We start from the raw sequence: 16,775 nt of genomic DNA, 5'->3' as shown, positions 1-16,775 counted from the left end.
CCATGGGTAGGGTCAACGCCTCGTCCGCCGTTCGCATCGGCCTCATTTCGGATACTCACGACCTCTTGCGTCCGCAAGCGCTGGCATGGCTCGCGGGCGTGGACGCGATCGTGCATGCCGGAGACGTTTGCCATCCGGACGTACTCGACGCATTAGCGAAGATCGCTCCGCTCACGGCCGTACGCGGCAATAACGACCGGGGGGCGTGGGCCGACGCGTTGCCGCTTGCGGCGACGCTGACGATCGCAGGGGTGGCGATTCATGTCGTGCACGACATCGCGGACTGCCGGATCGACTCGCTGCACACGCGAATCGACGTCGTCGTGACGGGGCACTCCCACAAGCCGTCGATCACGACGCGCGACGGCGTGCTCTACGTGAACCCGGGGAGCGCCGGCCCGCGGCGTTTCAAGTTGCCGATATCGGCAGCCATGCTATCGGTCGAGGCCGGGCGCGTCCGCGCGCAACTGCAGACGCTCGTGCCGGATTGAAGAGATTGCGGTTCCGTTTTGGGCGGCGGCTCAGCCCTGCGGCGGCGGCACGTAGCCTGCCGCTTGATCGGCGCCTTCGCCGAAGAAGAATTTCTCCGTTTGCTTCATCAAGTACTGGCGCGCGCGCGGATCCGCCATGTTCAGACGATTCTCGTTGATGAGCATGGTCTGGTGCTTGAGCCACATTTGCCAAGCTTCCTTCGAAACCCCTTCGTAAATGCGCTTGCCGAGCTCGCCCGGCAGCGGCGGAAAGTCGAGTCCTTCGGCTTCCTTGCCGAGCTTGACGCATTGAATCATGCGGGCCATCGTGAATTTCTCCTGTAGTCGATTGGGGACAAGCAACGCGGGGCCGCGCTCAGAGCTGCTTCATCAGCACGAGCGATTTGCGCTGCCAGTTGTAGAGGCGTCGACGGTCCTCGGGAAGATCGTCGACCGAAACCTTGACGAAGCCGCGCTTCAAGAACCAATGCTCGGTGCGCGTCGTGAGGACGAAAATGCGCGTCAAGCCGCGTGCGCGGGCACGTTGCTCGATGCGTTTGAGCAGGCGTTCGCCGTCGCCGGCCCCTTGCGCATCGGGCGCGACCGTGAGGCACGCCATCTCGCCGATGCGCTCCTGCGGGTAAGGGTAGAGCGCTGCGCAACCGAACAGCACACCATCGTGCTCGATGACCGAGAAGTGATCGATGTCGCGCTCGATCTGGTGGCGGCCGCGCTTGACGAGGGTGCCGTCCGATTCGAGCGGCTCGATCAGCGTGAGAATGCCGCCGACGTCGTCGGGAGTGGCTTCGCGCAGGCTTTCGAGGTTCTCGTACGAAATCATCGTGCCGACGCCGTCGTGCAGGAAGAGTTCGAGCAGCAAACTGCCGTCGAGCGCGTACGGAATGATGTGCGCGCGCGCCACGCCGCCGCGGCACGCGCGTACCGCATGCTTCAAATAGAACGCCGCATCGCCCTTGACCTCGCCGCTGTCGAGCAGCTTGTAGGCGTCGTCGAGCGAAAGCTCTTGCACGAGTTCGCCCGCATCGTCCATGAGCCCCGGCGTTTCCGTCAGGAAGATGATCTTGTCCGCGCGCAGCGCGATCGCGGCTGCGGAGGCGACGTCTTCCATCGACAGGTTGAACGCTTCGCCCGTGGGCGAGAAGCCGAGCGGCGAGAGCAGCACGAGCTTGCGGCTCGAGAGCGAGTGGCGGATCGATTCGGCGTCGACCTTGCGCACCACGCCGGTGTGGGCGAAATCGACGCCGTCGAGAATGCCGACCGGCCGCGCGGTGACGAAGTTGCCCGAGACGACGCTGATGTGGGCATGCGCCATCGGCGTATTGGGCAACCCCTGGCTGATCGCCGCTTCGATGTCGAGCCGCACTTCGCCGGCGGCTTCTTTCGCCGATTCGAGCGCGCGTGCGTCGGTGATGCGCATGCCGTGCGAGAACTCCGACTGCACCCCGTGCAGGTTCATCTGTTCCTCGACCTGCGGGCGCGACCCATGCACGAGCACGATCTGAATGCCCATGGCTTGCAACAGCGCGATGTCGGAGACGAGCGCGTTGAGCAGCCCCTGGTGGACCACCTCGCCCCCGAACCCGACGACGAACGTCTTATTGCGAAACGCGTGGATGTACGGCGCCACCGATCGCATCCAGTCGACGAACTGTGCGTGGGAGACGGCTGCGGGGTCGGGCGCCGCGGGACGGGCGGCGGCGCTCTCCGGCGTGGGGGCGAGGTCGGTTTGAGAATTCATCCCGGGATTATAATGCGCCCCCATGTCGAACGTACCCAAAAGTCCGGCCGCGAGTGAGGTCCCTGTTGCGCGCACACCGCGCGCGCCGCGCCCCGAAAATGCGCGTCGTCGTCCCGCCGTCCCGCCCAATCCCGTCCCACCGATCGATTTTCCGGCCGCGCTGCCCGTGTGCGCGCGGCGCGAGGAGATCGCGCGCGCGATTCGCGACCACCAAGTGGTGATCGTTTCCGGCGAAACGGGCTCCGGAAAGACGACACAACTGCCCAAGATTTGCCTCTCGCTGGGCCGGGGGCTCGGGGCCGGCGGCGCCGGCCTCATCGGCCATACGCAGCCGCGGCGGATCGCGGCGTCCGCCACGGGCCGGCGCATTGCGGAAGAACTCGGCACGCCGTTCGGCGAAGTCGTCGGCTATAAGGTCCGGTTCACCGACAATCTCGCACCCGGCGCGTCCGTCAAGCTGATGACCGACGGTATCTTGCTGGCCGAAACGCAAACCGACCCGCTGTTGCGGGCGTATGACACGCTCATCATCGACGAGGCCCACGAGCGCAGCCTGAACATCGATTTTCTGCTCGGCTATCTGAAAGAGATTCTGCCGAGGCGGCCCGATCTGAAGCTGATCGTCACGTCGGCGACGATCGACGCCGAGCGCTTTTCGCGCCATTTCGGAACCGACGAGCGGCGCGCGCCCGTGATCGAGGTCAGCGGCCGGCTCTATCCGGTCGAAATGCGCTATCGGCCGGTCGAGGAGCCCAGCGCGGCCGTCAAGGCCGCGCAAGGCACGACGGGGCGCGAGCGCCCGTCGTACGGCAAGAGCGCGCGCGACGCCGATCGCGATCTCATGGAGGCCATCGTCGACGCCGTGGACGAGTTGTGCCGCGAAGGGCCCGGCGACGTGCTCGTGTTTCTGCCCGGCGAGCGCGAGATCCGCGAGGCGGCGGAGGCCCTGCGCAAGCATCATCCGCCGCACACCGAGATCCTGCCGCTGTTCGCACGGCTCTCGGCCGAGGAGCAGGCGCGCGTGTTCAAACCGTCGAACGCGCGGCGGCTCGTGCTCGCGACGAACGTGGCCGAAACTTCGTTGACCGTGCCCGGCATCCGCTATGTCGTCGACACGGGGCTCGCGCGCGTGAAGCGGTATTCGTATCGCAACAAAGTCGAGCAACTGCAAGTCGAGCCGATTTCGCAAGCTGCCGCCAACCAGCGCGCCGGCCGTTGCGGGCGGGTGGCGGACGGCGTGTGCATTCGTCTGTTCGACGAGCTCGACTTCCAAGGCCGCCCGCGTTTCACCGACCCAGAAATCCTGCGCTCGTCGCTGGCGGCCGTCATTTTGCGGATGAAGTCGCTGCATTTGACGGAGATCGAGTCGTTCCCGTTCATCGAGCCGCCGCCGGGGCGGGCGATCGCCGACGGGTATCAGTTGCTGGCCGAACTGGGCGCCGTGGACGACGACAACGCGCTCACGCCGCTCGGCCGCGAGCTCGCGCGCTTGCCGCTCGACCCGCGCGTGGGCCGCATGATCTTGGCCGCGCGCGACCAGCAAGCATTGAGCGAGGTGCTCGTGATCGCCAGCGCGCTGTCGGTGCAGGACCCGCGCGAGCGGCCCGCCGATGCCCAAGGACAGGCCGACGAAGCGCACCGGCGGTTCGCGGACGAGCGCTCCGAGTTCTTGCAGTGGCTCAAGATCTGGAAGTGGTTCGGCGAGGCGGTGGCGCACAAAAAATCGAATCGGCAACTGGTCGACGCTTGCCGCGCGCAGTTTCTATCGCACTTGCGGTTGCGCGAGTGGCGCGATGTCCATTCGCAGTTGCTGACCGTCGTGCGCGAGCACGGCTGGCGCTTGAACGAGAGCGAGGCGACCTACGAACAGATCCACTTGGCGCTGCTTACGGGCTTGCTCGGCAACGTAGGCCTGAAGGCCGACGACGAGCCGTACTATCTCGGCGCGCGCGGCATCAAGTTCTATCTTTGGCCGGGCTCGACGCTCGTCAAGAAGGCAGGGCGCTGGGTCGTGGCCGGGGAGCTCGTCGAAACGAGCCGGCTCTACGCGCGGTGCCTCGCCAAGGTCGAGCCGGAGTGGATCGAGAAGGTAGCCGGGCATCTGCTGAAGAAATCGCTGTCCGAGCCGCATTGGGAGAAGCGGCCCGCGCAGGTCACGGCGTTCGAGCGCGCCACGCTCTACGGGCTGCCCGTCTATCACCGGCGCCGGGTGGCGTTCGGCCGGCAAGACCGAGCGCGCGCGCGCGAGCTGTTCATTCGCGGGGCGCTCGTCGAAGGCGAGTTCGAGACGAAGCTGGCCTTCTTCGCGCACAACCGCAAGCTCTTGGCCGACATCGAGCAACTCGAGCACAAGTCGCGGCGGCAGGACGTGCTGGTGGACGACGAATTGATCTTCGCGTTCTACGATCAGGCGCTGCCGAGCGGCATCTACACGGGCGCGGCATTCGAGCGCTGGTATCGCGATGCAGTGCGCGAGAGCGGGCAAGCCGAAGACAGGTTGCGCTTGCTGTATTTGTCGCGAGACGATCTGATGCGGCACGAGGCGGCCGGCGTCACGACCGATCTGTTCCCGAAGCGCCTGACGATGGCCGGCGTCGAAATGGGGCTGGCGTACCATTTCGAGCCCGGGTCGCCGCGCGATGGCGTCACGCTCACGGTGCCGCTCTATGCGCTCAATCAGGTCGATCAGCGCCGCACGGAATGGCTCGTGCCCGGCATGCTCAAAGAGAAGGTCCACCTGCTCTTGAAATCGCTGCCGCAAAAGCTGCGCCGTCACTGCGTGCCGCTGCCCGAGTATGCGGCCGCTTTCGTCGAGCGTCACGAAACGCGCGTCGGCGCTCGTTCGAGCGAAGCGATGCGCGGCGCCTCGGGGCTGGTCGAGGCGGTGATCGCCGACGTGCGCGAGCAGACGCAGGTCGCGCTGAAGTCGACCGACTTCAAGCTCGAAACGCTGCCGGCGCATTTGTTCATGAATTTCAAGGTGGTCGACGAGCACGGCAGGCAGCTCGCCATGGGCCGCAATCTCGCGCAGTTGCGCGGCGAACTGGGGGCGGATGCGCAGCGGCATTTCCAGCAACTCGCCGCGGGTGCGGCCTTGAACGCCGGCGCAGCGGGGCAGCGCGCCTCGAGCGCCGACGCGGCGCAGGCTGCGCGAGCGAGCGCCCAGGCCAAGCGCGAGACGGGCGGCGCGCGCGCCCGGGACGCCGCGCAAGCGCCCGGTGAAGCGGCCGCCGGGGCGCCTGCCGTCGCCGCGACGGCGCTGTACGACAACTTGACGACGTGGAACTTCGGCAAGCTGCCCGAGTTGCTCGAGATTCGCCGCGGCGGACAGACGCTGTTCGGCTATCCGGCGCTCGTCGATCGCACGACGCATTGCGATGTCGAGGTGTTCGATTCGCCCGAAGAGGCCGCGCGGATCCACCGCGCCGGCCTGCGCCGCCTGTTCGCGCTGCAGTTGCGCGAGCCGATCAAGTACTTGGAAAAGAACCTGCCGGGCTTGCGCGAGATGGCGATGCAGTTCATGCCGCTCGGAACGCAGGAGGCGCTGCGCGACCAACTGATCGATACGGCGCTCGATCGCGCCTGTTTGCAAGAACCGCTGCCGGACGACGATGCGAGCTTCCATGCGCGCCGCGACGAGGGCAAGGGCCGGCTGTCGCTGCTCGCGCAAGAAATCGCGCGGCTCGTGGGGCAGATTCTGAGCGAATACGCCGCCGTGACGAAAAAGCTGGCGCAGGCCAAGCCGTTTGCCGCGGCGTACGCCGATATGCAGCAGCAGGTGCAGACGTTGATCGGCAAGCGCTTCGTCGTCGATACGCCCTATGCGCAGCTCGCGCATTTCCCGCGTTATCTGAAAGGCATCACGCAGCGCATCGACAAATTGAAGGCCGATCCGGCCCGCGACGCACGCGCGTTCGCGGAAATGCAGCCGCTGCTTCAGCAGTATCAGCGCGCGCAGTCGGCTCGTGGCGGCGTAGCCGATGCTCGGCTCGCGGAATTTCGCTGGTTGCTCGAAGAGCTGCGCGTTTCGCTGTTCGCTCAGGAACTGCGCACGCCGATGCCGGTCTCCGTCAAGCGTTTGCACAAAGTGTGGGAATCGATGCAGCGGTGAGCGCATGAGGCCGCGATGCCGCCCCGTTAAAGGCCGCGCGCCTCGCGCCGGGCATCGCCTTTTTTCGCTGGCGGTCAACCGCGCCGCGTCGCAAACGTTTTATGATGGCGGCGATTTTCCCAACGAGTGCTCATGCTTACTTCTTTTCTTTTCTACGCCGGGCGAGCCAAGCGCGCCGCCGGCGCGCTCGCGGCTGTGTGTGTCGCCGCGGCTGTGATTTCTCCCGCGGCGCACGCGAACAACGTCATCGTCCTCAATTCCGGTGAAGCGACGCTGTCGCTGATCGACGAGGCGACGCAGCAGGTCCTCGCCGGCAAGACGCCGACGGGCAAGGAGCCGCATCACTTGATGGCGACCCCGGACGGCCGCTCGCTGATCGTCGCCGATTCCGTTTCGAACGATTTGATGTTCGTCGATCCCAAGACGGGCAAAGTGCAAAAACGCCTCGAGAACATCGAGGACCCGTATCAACTCGGCTTTTCGCCGGACCGTAAATGGTTCGTGACCACCGGCCTGCGCTTGGACCGCCTCGATATTTACGCCTACGACGAGAAGACGGCGACGCCCACGCTCGTCAAGCGCCTGCCGCTCGCGACGATGCCGAGCCATATGGCCTTCACGAGCGACAGCAAGACCGTGCTCGTCACGCTGCAGGTGTCGGGCCAAATCGCCGCCGTCGATCTGGCCACGCAATCGGTCAAATGGAAGATGAACGTCGGCAACACGCCGGCGGGGCTCTGGTTGACGCCGGGGGACAAGTACTTGCTCGTGGGCATGACGGGCGAGGACGACGTGGCCGTCGTCGATTGGCGCAAGCAAACCATCGTCAAGCGGATCCAAACGGGCAAGGGCGCGCACAACTTCCGCTCGCTCGACGACGGCGCGCACGTGGCGGTCAGCAATCGCGTGGCGAGCACGATCAGCATCATCGACGAGAACACGCTGATGAACGTAGGCGACATCACGGGCCTCATGCCGGGCCCGGACGACATGGAGCTGACCGCCGACAAGCGCTACTTGTGGGTGACGTTTCGCTTTTCGAAGCACGTCGGCGTCATCGATCTGACGACGCGCAAGCTCGTCAAGACGATCGCCGTCGGGCGCTCGCCGCACGGCATCTATTTCTTCGACCGCGCGCCGGTGACGGCGCCCAACGGCGCTTGAGCGCGCTTCGCGGGTCCGGTTCGCCATGCTGCATGTGATTCTCACGTCGCTCGATTCGCTCGTTTCCGCGCTGCAAACCTGGCTCTTCGTCGATGTCGTGCAGCCCTTGCTGTTCAAGATCGGGGCGATGGACTACGACGAAGACGCCTACGACGCCTTGTATCCCGTCATCGTCGGTTTTCTGACGATCGTCGCGATGTACGGCCTGCTGCGGCCGCTCGAAACGCTGCGGCCCGTCGAGCGGTGGCAGGACCGCAAAGCCGTGCGCGTCGACGTGTTCTACACCTGGATCACGAAGCTCGGCCTGTTCAATCTGTTCTTCTTCGTCGCCTTTCAGCCGATCTTCGACCGGACGCAGGTATGGCTGCGCTACCACGGCATCGCGAACCTCAATCTCGACACGCTTTGGCCCGGCGTGACCTCGCAACCGCTCGTCGCGTTCGCGATTTACCTGATCGTGCTCGATTTCGCGGGTTATTGGTACCACCGCTGGCAGCATCGGATCGGGGTCTGGTGGGAACTGCACGCGGTGCATCACAGCCAGCGGCAAATGTCGCTCTGGTGCGACGACCGTAACCATTTGCTCGACGACGTGCTGCAAGCGGGATTCTTCGCGGCCATCGCGCTCGCGATCGGCATCGCGCCCACGCAATTCGTCGTGCTCTCGGCCGTGACCAATTTCTTGCAAAGCGTCCAGCACTGCAATGCGCGCCTGAACTTCGGCCGTGTGCTCGAACGGCTCGTCGTCAGCCCGGCGTTCCATCGGCGTCACCATGCCGTGGGCTACGGTCACGAGGGCTCGGCCTATGGCTGCAACTTCGGCGTGCTGTTGCCTTGGTGGGATATGCTGTTCAAGACCGCGTCGTGGAATCGCGCGCTCGAACCAACGGGTATCCGCCAAGAGCGGGAGGGGCAATCGTATGGAGAAGGGTTCGTTTCGCAGCATTGGCTCGCGTTCGTGCGCATCGCGCGGCGGCTCGGCGCGGGCCGCGCGAAGGCGGGCGGCAGCGGTGAGAGCGCGTTCTGACGAGGCTTGCGCATGACGGATTTTCTGCGCTCGTTGGGCCGCGCGGCAGCGAGCGCGCTGCATCCGCGCATGCTTTGGCTCACGTTCATGCCGTTCGTGGTTGCGGCGGCGGGGTGGGGGCTGTTGCTGTGGTTCATGTGGCAGCCGCTCGTCGACGCGGTGCGGGTGAGGCTGGCGGGATCATGGCTGGGCGAATCGCTCTACCGCGCGTTCGACTGGATCGGCTTGACGACGCTACATGCGGCGCTGGCGCCATTCATCGTGATTGCGCTGTCGATTCCGCTCATCGTCACGACCGTGTTGCTGTTGATTGCGACCATTTCCATGCCGATGGTCGTACGGTATCTCTCGCTGCGGCGCTTCGCCGATCTCGAGCAGCGGCGCGGCGGCACCTGGTACGGTAGCCTCGCGCACACGCTCGTGACGACGATCGTATGCATCGTGCTGTTCGTGGTGACGCTGCCGCTGTGGCTGTTTCCGCCGCTTTTCGCCATCATCCCGCCGCTGCTATGGGGCTGGCTCACCTATAGGGTGATGACCTACGATGCCCTGGCGCTGCACGCGAGCCGGGAGGAGCGCCGGGCGTTGATCCGGCGCCATCGCGCGCCCCTGCTCGCAATCGGCATCGCCACCGGCCTCATGGGTACGGTGCCGACGCTGATTTGGGCCGCCTCGATCTGGCTCGTCGTGCTGTTTCCGGTGATCGCGGCCGTCACCATTTGGATCTATGCGTTTATCCTCGTGTTTTCGGCGCTCTGGTTCGGCCACTATTGCCTGGACGCATTGCAGCGCCTGCGCGCCGACGAGGCGCTTCCTTCCAACTGAGGGCGGTCTATGGCATTTGGCGTGATCATCATCGGAGATGAAATCCTTTCGGGCCGGCGCGCCGACAAGCATTTGCCCAAGGTCATCGAATTGCTCGGGGCGCGCGGGCTCACGCTGGCTTGGGCCGAGTACGTGGGCGACGAGCGCGAGCGCATTACCGCTACGCTCAGGCGCACGTTGGCATCGGGCGACATCGTCTTTTCCACGGGCGGCATCGGCGCCACGCCCGACGACCATACGCGGCAATGTGCGGCCGAGGCGCTCGGCGTGCCGCTCGAATTGCATCCCGAAGCGGCCGAGCTGATCCGCGCGCGCATCCGCGAAATGCATGCGGGCGCCGCAAGCTCGCCCGCCACGGCGTCGCAGCCGCTCGATCTCGATTCGCCCGAGAATCTCCATCGCTTGAACATGGGCGTGTTCCCGCGCGGAGCGTCGATCATCCCGAACGGCTACAACAAGATTCCGGGTTTTTCGATCGGCGATCATCATTTCGTGCCGGGTTTTCCCGTGATGGCGTGGCCGATGATCGAATGGGTGCTCGATACGAAGTACGCGCACTTGCACCATGCGGTGGCGCATGCCGAACGCTCGCTCTATGTGTTCGAACTGATGGAGTCGACGCTCACGCCGCTCATGGAGAAAATCGAGGCCGATTTCCCGGGCGTGCGCGTATTCAGCCTGCCGAGCGTGGGCGACGCCGAGCGCGGCGGGGTGTTCGCTCGGCGCCATATCGACCTGGGCGTCAAAGGCGAGCCCGAGGCGGTCGCCGCGGCCTTCGTCAAGCTGCGAGAAGGCGTGCACCTGCTCGGCGGCGACATCGTCGAGCCCTAGGCAGCTAGGCCGTTGGCCGAATAGGGCGCGGGTGGCCCGGCGGCCGGTCGGCCCGTAACGACGGCGCTACGCCCCCATCCAGGGCAACCCGCGGAAGCACCAGCCGCTCATCATCTTGCGGTGGCCGTTGCCGTCCTTATCGCCCTCGAACCCTTCCAGCAGGTCGAAGGCTTTCGTATAGCCCGCCTGCGCGGCTGCCACGGCCGCGAGCTTCGAACGTGCCGCGCTGCGGCACAGAAACAGGACGGGTGTATCCGCCGAACCCACTGCCTGCTGCAACTGGGTCAAAAATTCCGGGTTGGGTACGCCGCCGGGGTAACGCGTCCATTCGACGTGGGCGTATTGACCGTCGCCCACGAGCGGCCGGCCGACCCAGTCCAATTCCGCGCGGGTGCGCACATCCACCAGCCGCGCGCTCGGATCGAGTTGCAGCAACTCGAATGCTTCGGACGGCGAGAGCGCGCCCGCATACGACAGTTGATGTTCGGCGCGGCGCTTGTCGGCCTGCGCGAGGATTTGTTCGAGCGAGCTCATGGCCGTTGTCTCCTTCGTTCGCAAAATCGTCATGGCAAGCGCACATTCTAGCGCGATGCCACTCACACGATCGATGCACGGTGGTGCATGGCGACCGCTGTGGAAATGCTCCAAAGTTGTGCGGCATTGCTGAAAATGCACCACAATGGAAAAGCCGGGCTGTCCGTTGCGTAATCGAGCACCAGAACGGTGCCTGAGCTGGGCGCGTCCTGGCGCGTGCCGCGCCTCATCGCGCAGCGGCGGGCTCCACTGCAGGGCGCGTGGTTGAGCGGCTCGCACGCATCTGCACCGTCACGGCACGCTCGTTTGTCGTTTCTGGCATGGAAGATGCTTTTACCCGCGGCGATCGCTTGCAAATACCGGATTTGGCTTTGGGCGGCGCAACGAGCCGAAGCGGGAAGAAGCGAAGAACCGCCGAACCCTATTAAATGGAGAACAGGATATGAGTAAATCCGTGGCCGACGTCATGCAGCTCGTCAAGGACGAGGACGTCAAGTTTATCGACTTTCGCTTCACCGACACGCGCGGCAAGGAGCAGCACGTCTCGGTGCCGCTGTCGGCGTTCGATGAAGACAAGTTCGAAAGCGGCCATGCGTTCGACGGTTCCTCGATTGCCGGCTGGAAGGGCATCGAAGCGTCGGACATGCTGCTCGTACCCGATGCCAACACGGCCTTCATCGACCCGTTCTACGAAGAGTCCACGCTCGTGCTGACGTGCGACGTCGTCGAACCGGCCGACGGCAAGGGCTACGAACGCGATCCGCGCTCGCTCGCCAAGCGTGCCGAAGCCTACCTGAAGAGCACGGGCCTGGGCGACACGGCCTTCTTCGGTCCGGAACCGGAATTCTTCATTTTCGATTCGGTCCAGTGGAACACGGACATGTCGGGCTGCTTCGTCAAGATCGGCTCGGAAGAAGCGCCGTGGTCGTCGGGCAAGGAATTCGAAGGCGGCAACACGGGTCACCGTCCGGGCACCAAGGGCGGCTACTTCCCGGTCGCGCCGGTGGATTCGTTCCAAGACATGCGCTCGGAAATGTGTCTGTTGCTCGAGCAGATCGGGATCCCGGTCGAAGTGCATCACCACGAAGTGGCGGGCCAAGGCCAGAACGAAATCGGCACGAAGTTCTCGACGCTCGTGCAGCGCGCCGACTGGACGCAGCAGTTGAAGTACATCGTCCACAACGTCGCGCACACGTACGGCAAGACGGCGACGTTCATGCCGAAGCCGGTCGTCGGCGACAACGGTTCGGGCATGCACGTGCATCAGTCGATCTGGAAGGACGGCCAGAACCTGTTCGCGGGTAACGGCTACGCCGGTCTGTCGGAATTCGCGCTGTTCTACATCGGCGGCATCATCAAGCACGCCCGCGCGCTGAACGCGATCACGAACCCGACGACCAACTCGTACAAGCGCCTCGTGCCGCACTTCGAAGCGCCCGTGAAGCTCGCCTATTCGGCGCGTAACCGTTCGGCTTCGATCCGCATTCCGCACGTGAGCAACCCGAAGGGCCGACGTATCGAAACGCGCTTCCCCGATCCGATGGCGAACCCGTACCTCGCGTTCTCGGCGCTGATGATGGCCGGTCTGGACGGCGTGCAAAACAAGATTCATCCGGGCGAAGCCGCGGACAAGAATCTGTACGACCTGCCGCCCGAAGAGGACGCGAAGATCCCGACCGTATGCGCCGGGCTCGATCAAGCGCTCGAAGCGCTCGACAAGGATCGTGAGTTCCTCACGCGCGGCGGCGTCTTCACCGATGCCATGCTCGACGCCTATCTGGAGCTGAAGGAAGGCGAACTGCAACGCTATCGCATGACGACGCACCCGATCGAGTTCGAGATGTACTACTCGCTGTAAGCCGCGCGATGCGCTTCGCATGTGTCGTCGGCGAAGCGCATCGGGGCCTGCTCACATCGGGCCTGCAAGGCTTGCGAACGGTCTCGAGGGGACGGCGGCGCCGTCCCCTTTTCGTTCCGGTGAATCGACGATGGTGCTCAAGAATTTGATCAAGGCGAAAAACGGCCGGTCGGAACCGCTTTCCGACGACGAAGCGCTCGTTCGATCGGGGTTGCTTCCTGGGTTCGAGGCGTTGCCCACCGTGGTGCTTTTGCTCGATAAAAGCACGCGGCGCATCGCATTCGCGAACCCGTCGGCGGAATCGATGCTCGACTTGTCGCGTCGGCAATTGATGCAGATGTCGTGGTCGGAGCTATTCGCCAACGGCGATGATCTCGGGACGACGATCGCCGCGATCGCGGAGCATCGCTTTCACGCGACGCACTTGGATACCGTGCTCGAACGAGCTGGGCGCGAGCCGCTCCATGTGCACGTGGTCGTCGGGTTCCTCGAAAGTGCGCCCGATTATGTCCTGCTCGAACTGTTCGAGAACGAGCGCCATTTGCGCACCGATCGCGAAGAGCGCATTCACGATCTATCGATCGCCAACAAGCAGCTGATTCGCAATCTCGCTCATGAGATCAAGAATCCGCTAGGTGGAATCCGCGGTGCGGCGCAACTGCTCGAATTCGAATTGGGTGCGCGTGAGCGCCTCGAATTGCGCGAATACACGCAGGTGATCGTCAAGGAATCCGACCGTCTGCAAACGCTGGTCGATCGCTTGCTCGAGCCGCATCGGCATCCGCATGTCGTCGGCGACGTGAATATTCACGAAGTATGCGAGCGCGTGCGCGCCGTCATTCTGGCCGAGTTTCCGCGCGGTCTCACGATCGAGCGCGACTACGACGTGAGCGTGCCGGACTTGCGCGGCGACAAGGAGCAACTGATCCAAGCGCTCCTGAACATCGTGCGCAATGCGGCGCAGGCGTTGCGTGAGCGCATCGGCCAGGGCGACGCGCGTATCGCGTTGCGCACGCGTGTGGCGCGCAAGGTCACGATCGCCAAGCGCCTGTGCAAGTTGGCATTGGACTTGCGAGTGATCGACAACGGGCCTGGGATTGCCGAAGAGATCCGAGATCGCATTTTTTATCCGCTCGTGTCCGGCCGCGAGGACGGAAGCGGCCTCGGCCTGACGCTCGCTCAGACCTTCGTGCAGCAGCACGACGGCTTGATCGAAGTGGAGAGCCGCCCCGGCCATACCGAGTTTCAGATTTTGCTGCCGCTCGTCAATTGAATTGATAAGACCCAACTCCATGAAGCCGATCTGGATAGTAGACGACGACCAATCGATTCGCTGGGTGCTCGAGAAAGCGCTGGCGCGCGAGAATTTCCCGACGCGCAGTTTCGCGAACGTGCGCGAGGCGCTGGCTGCGCTCGAGCGCGAGAGCCCGCAGGTGCTCGTCTCCGACATCAGGATGCCGGGGGCCTCGGGCCTCGAACTGCTGCAAGCGATCCGCGCGCGGCTGCCTGAGCTGCCGGTCATCATCATGACCGCGTACTCCGATTTGGACAGCGCGGTGGCTGCATTTCAAGGCGGCGCGTTCGAATATCTCGCCAAGCCGTTCGATGTCGACAAGGCGGTCGAGCTGATTCGCCGCGCGGTGGACGAAAGCCTGCGCGGCACGCAAGCGAGCGACGTACAGATGGCCGATGCGCCGGAAATGCTCGGGCAGGCGCCGGCAATGCAAGACATGTTTCGCGCGATCGGGCGGCTTTCGCATTCGGCCGCGACGGTGCTGATCACGGGCGAGTCGGGCACGGGCAAGGAACTGGTCGCGCGCGCGCTGCATCGACACAGCCCGCGCGCGAACGGCCCGTTCATCGCCCTGAACACAGCCGCGATTCCGAAGGATCTGCTCGAGTCCGAACTGTTCGGACATGAGCGCGGCGCATTCACGGGGGCGCAAGCCACGCGGCAAGGCCGGTTCGAGCAGGCCGAGAACGGCACGCTGTTTCTCGACGAAATCGGCGATATGCCCTTCGATCTGCAAACGCGCTTGTTGCGTGTGCTCTCGGACGGGCAGTTCTATCGCGTGGGCGGCCACAGCCCGCTGCGCGCCAATGTGCGGGTGATCGCCGCGACGCACCAGAACCTCGAAGCGCGCGTGCGCCAAGGCTTGTTCCGCGAGGACTTGTATCACCGCCTCAACGTCATCCGCTTGCGTTTGCCCGCGTTGCGTGAACGGCGCGAGGATATCCCGCTGCTCACGCGCCACTTTCTACAAAAGAGCGCGCGCGATCTTGGCGTAGAGCCCAAGCGCGTCTCCGATGCGGCGCTCGCCTATCTGACGACGTTGCCGTTTCCGGGGAACGTGCGCCAGCTCGAAAATCTCGCGAATTGGCTGACTGTGATGGCGCCGGCGCAGACGATCGAGATCAAGGACCTGCCGCCCGATCTAGTTCCCGGCGCGGCGCCTGAAGCCAGCGCCGAGATCATCGCCGGTTCCGGTGCAACGGCGGCGATGCCGGTCGGCGCCGCTTCCGCCGACGGCGGTGAGCGCAACGGCGCGGCGATCGCGCCTGCCGCATTGGCCGGCATTGCGACGGGGTTGCCCGTCAGCGTGTGGGAGAGCGGTCTGCGGGCGGAAGTTGCGCGCATGCTACGCGAGAATACGGTCGATGTGATGGATGAACTCGCGCGGCGCTTCGAAGCAGCCGTCATTCGCGAAGCACTCGACTTCACGCGCGGCCGCAAGGTGGAGGCGGCGGAGCGGCTCGGCATCGGTCGCAACACCATCACGCGCAAAATCCAAGAGCTGCATTTGGAGCCATAACGGCGCATGCGGTTGCGTCTCGCAAGGCGGGATCAAAAGGCCGGCGACTCCAACGGAGCGTCGGCCTTGTCCATGGCGCGGGTCGCTCCTAGGCGACTTGCGCGATCACAGGCGCATGATCGGACGGCTGCTCCCATTTACGCGGAGTCTTGTCGACTTCGCACAGCGTGCACCCTTGCGCAAGCTCGGGCGAGAGCAAGATGTGATCGATGCGCAGGCCTGCGTTGCGACGGAATGCGAGCATTCGATAGTCCCACCACGTGAAGGTTTTCTCGGGCTGATCGAACTTGCGAAAGGCATCGACGAAGCCCAGTTCGACGAGCTTGGCGAACGCCGCGCGCTCTTCGGGCGAAACGAGGTTCTGACCTTCCCAGGCTTTCGGATCGTGAACGTCGCGATCTTCGGGGGCGATGTTGTAATCGCCTAGCAGCGCGAGCTTCGGGTGGGCGTGAAGTTCATCCTCGAGCCATTCTCCAAGCGCCTCGAGCCAGCGCAGCTTGTAGGCGAATTTGTCGGTGCCGGGCGCTTGCCCGTTCGGGAAGTAGGCCGAGACGATACGCGCGCCGCCTACGGTCAAAGCGATCAAGCGTTGTTGTTCATCGTCGAAGCCGGGAATGTTGCGTATGACTTGCGTCTCGTCGACCTCGATGCCATCGCGCACGACGATCGCCACGCCGTTGTAGGTCTTTTGTCCGGCGCACCAGCTCCTATAGCCCTTTGCGGCGAGCTCGGCGCGTGGAAACTTCTCGTCGGGCATTTTCAATTCCTGCAGGCAGAGCACGTCGACATGGCTCAGTTCGAGCCAATCGATGACGTGCTGCTGACGAACCTTCAGCGAATTGACATTCCAAGTGGCGATTTTCATGGTGCTCTCATATCGTTGCCGCACGGGGAATAGGCGCAGCCCTGTCGTCGCATCGCCACGCGCTTGAATCGGCCGCGAGGCGCGTTGCCGTCGCGCGCCGCGTTGGCGGCCGGGGCGAGCCAGACGTGATGGTAAACGAGGAAGGGCCGTTCTGCGACGCAAGCTTGCCGCCGCCGTGGCCTGGGAGGGCGCACCGTGATCGTGTCGTGCCACCGGGACGATCGGAGGGGCGCCATTGCGAGTCGATGGCGGGGCGGCCGATAGTATCGTTTGACGCGCTGCACGAAGTCTCGTATAATTTATTTCTCTGACGCGGGGTGGAGCAGTCTGGCAGCTCGTCGGGCTCATAACCCGAAGGTCGTAGGTTCAAATCCTACCCCCGCAACCAAACACAAGAACCCGCTGCCATCAGCGGGTTTTTGCTTTGGTGGTTTCGCTCTCCCTACCGGCGCCGAGCCGGCTCCCGCTTCGGGCTCCCCCATTGGGCTCCGGTTCGCGCCCCATTCATCGGCCTACCG

The 16,775-nt window shown here is 64.5% G+C and carries 13 protein-coding genes and 1 tRNA gene; 10 read left to right on the top strand and 4 right to left on the bottom strand.

Translation table 11 applies throughout. The features are described 5' to 3' along the window. The first annotated feature begins 2 nt into the window (after positions 1-2). Complete coding sequence (locus tag QQS38_RS02000) at positions 3-491, top strand: metallophosphoesterase family protein (protein WP_479644078.1); 489 nt, start codon at positions 3-5, stop codon at positions 489-491. Between the two features lie 30 nt (positions 492-521). Here the strand turns inward: QQS38_RS02000 and QQS38_RS01995 are convergent, their stop codons facing one another. Together QQS38_RS01995 and argA are read right to left on the bottom strand one after the other, a co-directional pair. After that, positions 522-797 carry an oxidative damage protection protein gene (locus QQS38_RS01995; RefSeq protein ID WP_479643688.1) on the bottom strand — a complete coding sequence of 92 codons (276 nt, stop codon included), beginning with the start codon at positions 795-797 and terminating at the stop codon, positions 522-524. Positions 798-846: 49 nt separating this feature from the next. Continuing rightward, positions 847-2,229 carry an amino-acid N-acetyltransferase gene (gene argA / locus QQS38_RS01990; protein ID WP_479643687.1) on the bottom strand — a complete coding sequence of 461 codons (1,383 nt, stop codon included), beginning with the start codon at positions 2,227-2,229 and terminating at the stop codon, positions 847-849. Positions 2,230-2,251: 22 nt separating this feature from the next. Between argA and hrpA the strand changes: the two genes are divergently transcribed. The 5 genes from hrpA to QQS38_RS01965 all read left to right on the top strand — a co-directional run bounded on the left by hrpA (position 2,252) and on the right by QQS38_RS01965 (position 10,187). Next, positions 2,252-6,340: an ATP-dependent RNA helicase HrpA gene (gene hrpA / locus QQS38_RS01985; RefSeq protein ID WP_479643686.1), complete on the top strand. Its 4,089-nt coding sequence runs from the start codon at positions 2,252-2,254 to the stop codon at positions 6,338-6,340. Positions 6,341-6,472: 132 nt separating this feature from the next. Then, complete coding sequence (locus QQS38_RS01980) at positions 6,473-7,504, top strand: YVTN family beta-propeller repeat protein (RefSeq protein ID WP_479643685.1); 1,032 nt, start codon at positions 6,473-6,475, stop codon at positions 7,502-7,504. A gap of 25 nt (positions 7,505-7,529) precedes the next feature. Continuing rightward, a complete protein-coding gene (locus QQS38_RS01975; protein WP_479643684.1) occupies positions 7,530-8,531 on the top strand; it encodes a sterol desaturase family protein in 1,002 nt (333 codons plus the stop codon). 12 nt (positions 8,532-8,543) lie between these two features. Beyond that, positions 8,544-9,356: an EI24 domain-containing protein gene (locus QQS38_RS01970; RefSeq protein ID WP_479643683.1), complete on the top strand. Its 813-nt coding sequence runs from the start codon at positions 8,544-8,546 to the stop codon at positions 9,354-9,356. 9 nt (positions 9,357-9,365) lie between these two features. Beyond that, positions 9,366-10,187 (top strand): competence/damage-inducible protein A, encoded by an 822-nt coding sequence (locus QQS38_RS01965; RefSeq protein WP_479643682.1) that lies wholly within the window; start codon positions 9,366-9,368, stop codon positions 10,185-10,187. Positions 10,188-10,253: 66 nt separating this feature from the next. On the opposite strand, the gene QQS38_RS01960 is transcribed toward QQS38_RS01965, so the two are convergent. Further along, positions 10,254-10,721 carry a rhodanese-like domain-containing protein gene (locus QQS38_RS01960; protein WP_479643681.1) on the bottom strand — a complete coding sequence of 156 codons (468 nt, stop codon included), beginning with the start codon at positions 10,719-10,721 and terminating at the stop codon, positions 10,254-10,256. A 442-nt stretch (positions 10,722-11,163) separates the two neighbouring features. Between QQS38_RS01960 and glnA the strand changes: the two genes are divergently transcribed. From glnA to ntrC, 3 genes are all read left to right on the top strand, one after another. Next, positions 11,164-12,579 (top strand): type I glutamate--ammonia ligase, encoded by a 1,416-nt coding sequence (gene glnA / locus QQS38_RS01955; protein WP_479643680.1) that lies wholly within the window; start codon positions 11,164-11,166, stop codon positions 12,577-12,579. A 130-nt stretch (positions 12,580-12,709) separates the two neighbouring features. Next, a complete protein-coding gene (gene glnL, locus QQS38_RS01950) occupies positions 12,710-13,852 on the top strand; it encodes a nitrogen regulation protein NR(II) (RefSeq protein ID WP_479643679.1) in 1,143 nt (380 codons plus the stop codon). Positions 13,853-13,871: 19 nt separating this feature from the next. Beyond that, complete coding sequence (gene ntrC / locus QQS38_RS01945; protein ID WP_479643678.1) at positions 13,872-15,392, top strand: nitrogen regulation protein NR(I); 1,521 nt, start codon at positions 13,872-13,874, stop codon at positions 15,390-15,392. Between the two features lie 88 nt (positions 15,393-15,480). Here ntrC and xth read toward each other — a convergent pair whose 3' ends face one another. After that, positions 15,481-16,257, bottom strand: coding sequence for an exodeoxyribonuclease III (gene xth, locus QQS38_RS01940; RefSeq protein ID WP_479643677.1), 777 nt, complete (start codon positions 16,255-16,257; stop codon positions 15,481-15,483). A 311-nt stretch (positions 16,258-16,568) separates the two neighbouring features. Between xth and QQS38_RS01935 the strand changes: the two genes are divergently transcribed. Then, positions 16,569-16,645 (top strand) — tRNA-Met (locus QQS38_RS01935). The last annotated feature ends 130 nt before the right edge of the window (positions 16,646-16,775 follow it).

It is taken from the genome of Trinickia sp. Z7 (assembly GCF_056498045.1).
This window is presented reverse-complemented; position numbering and strand designations above follow the sequence as displayed.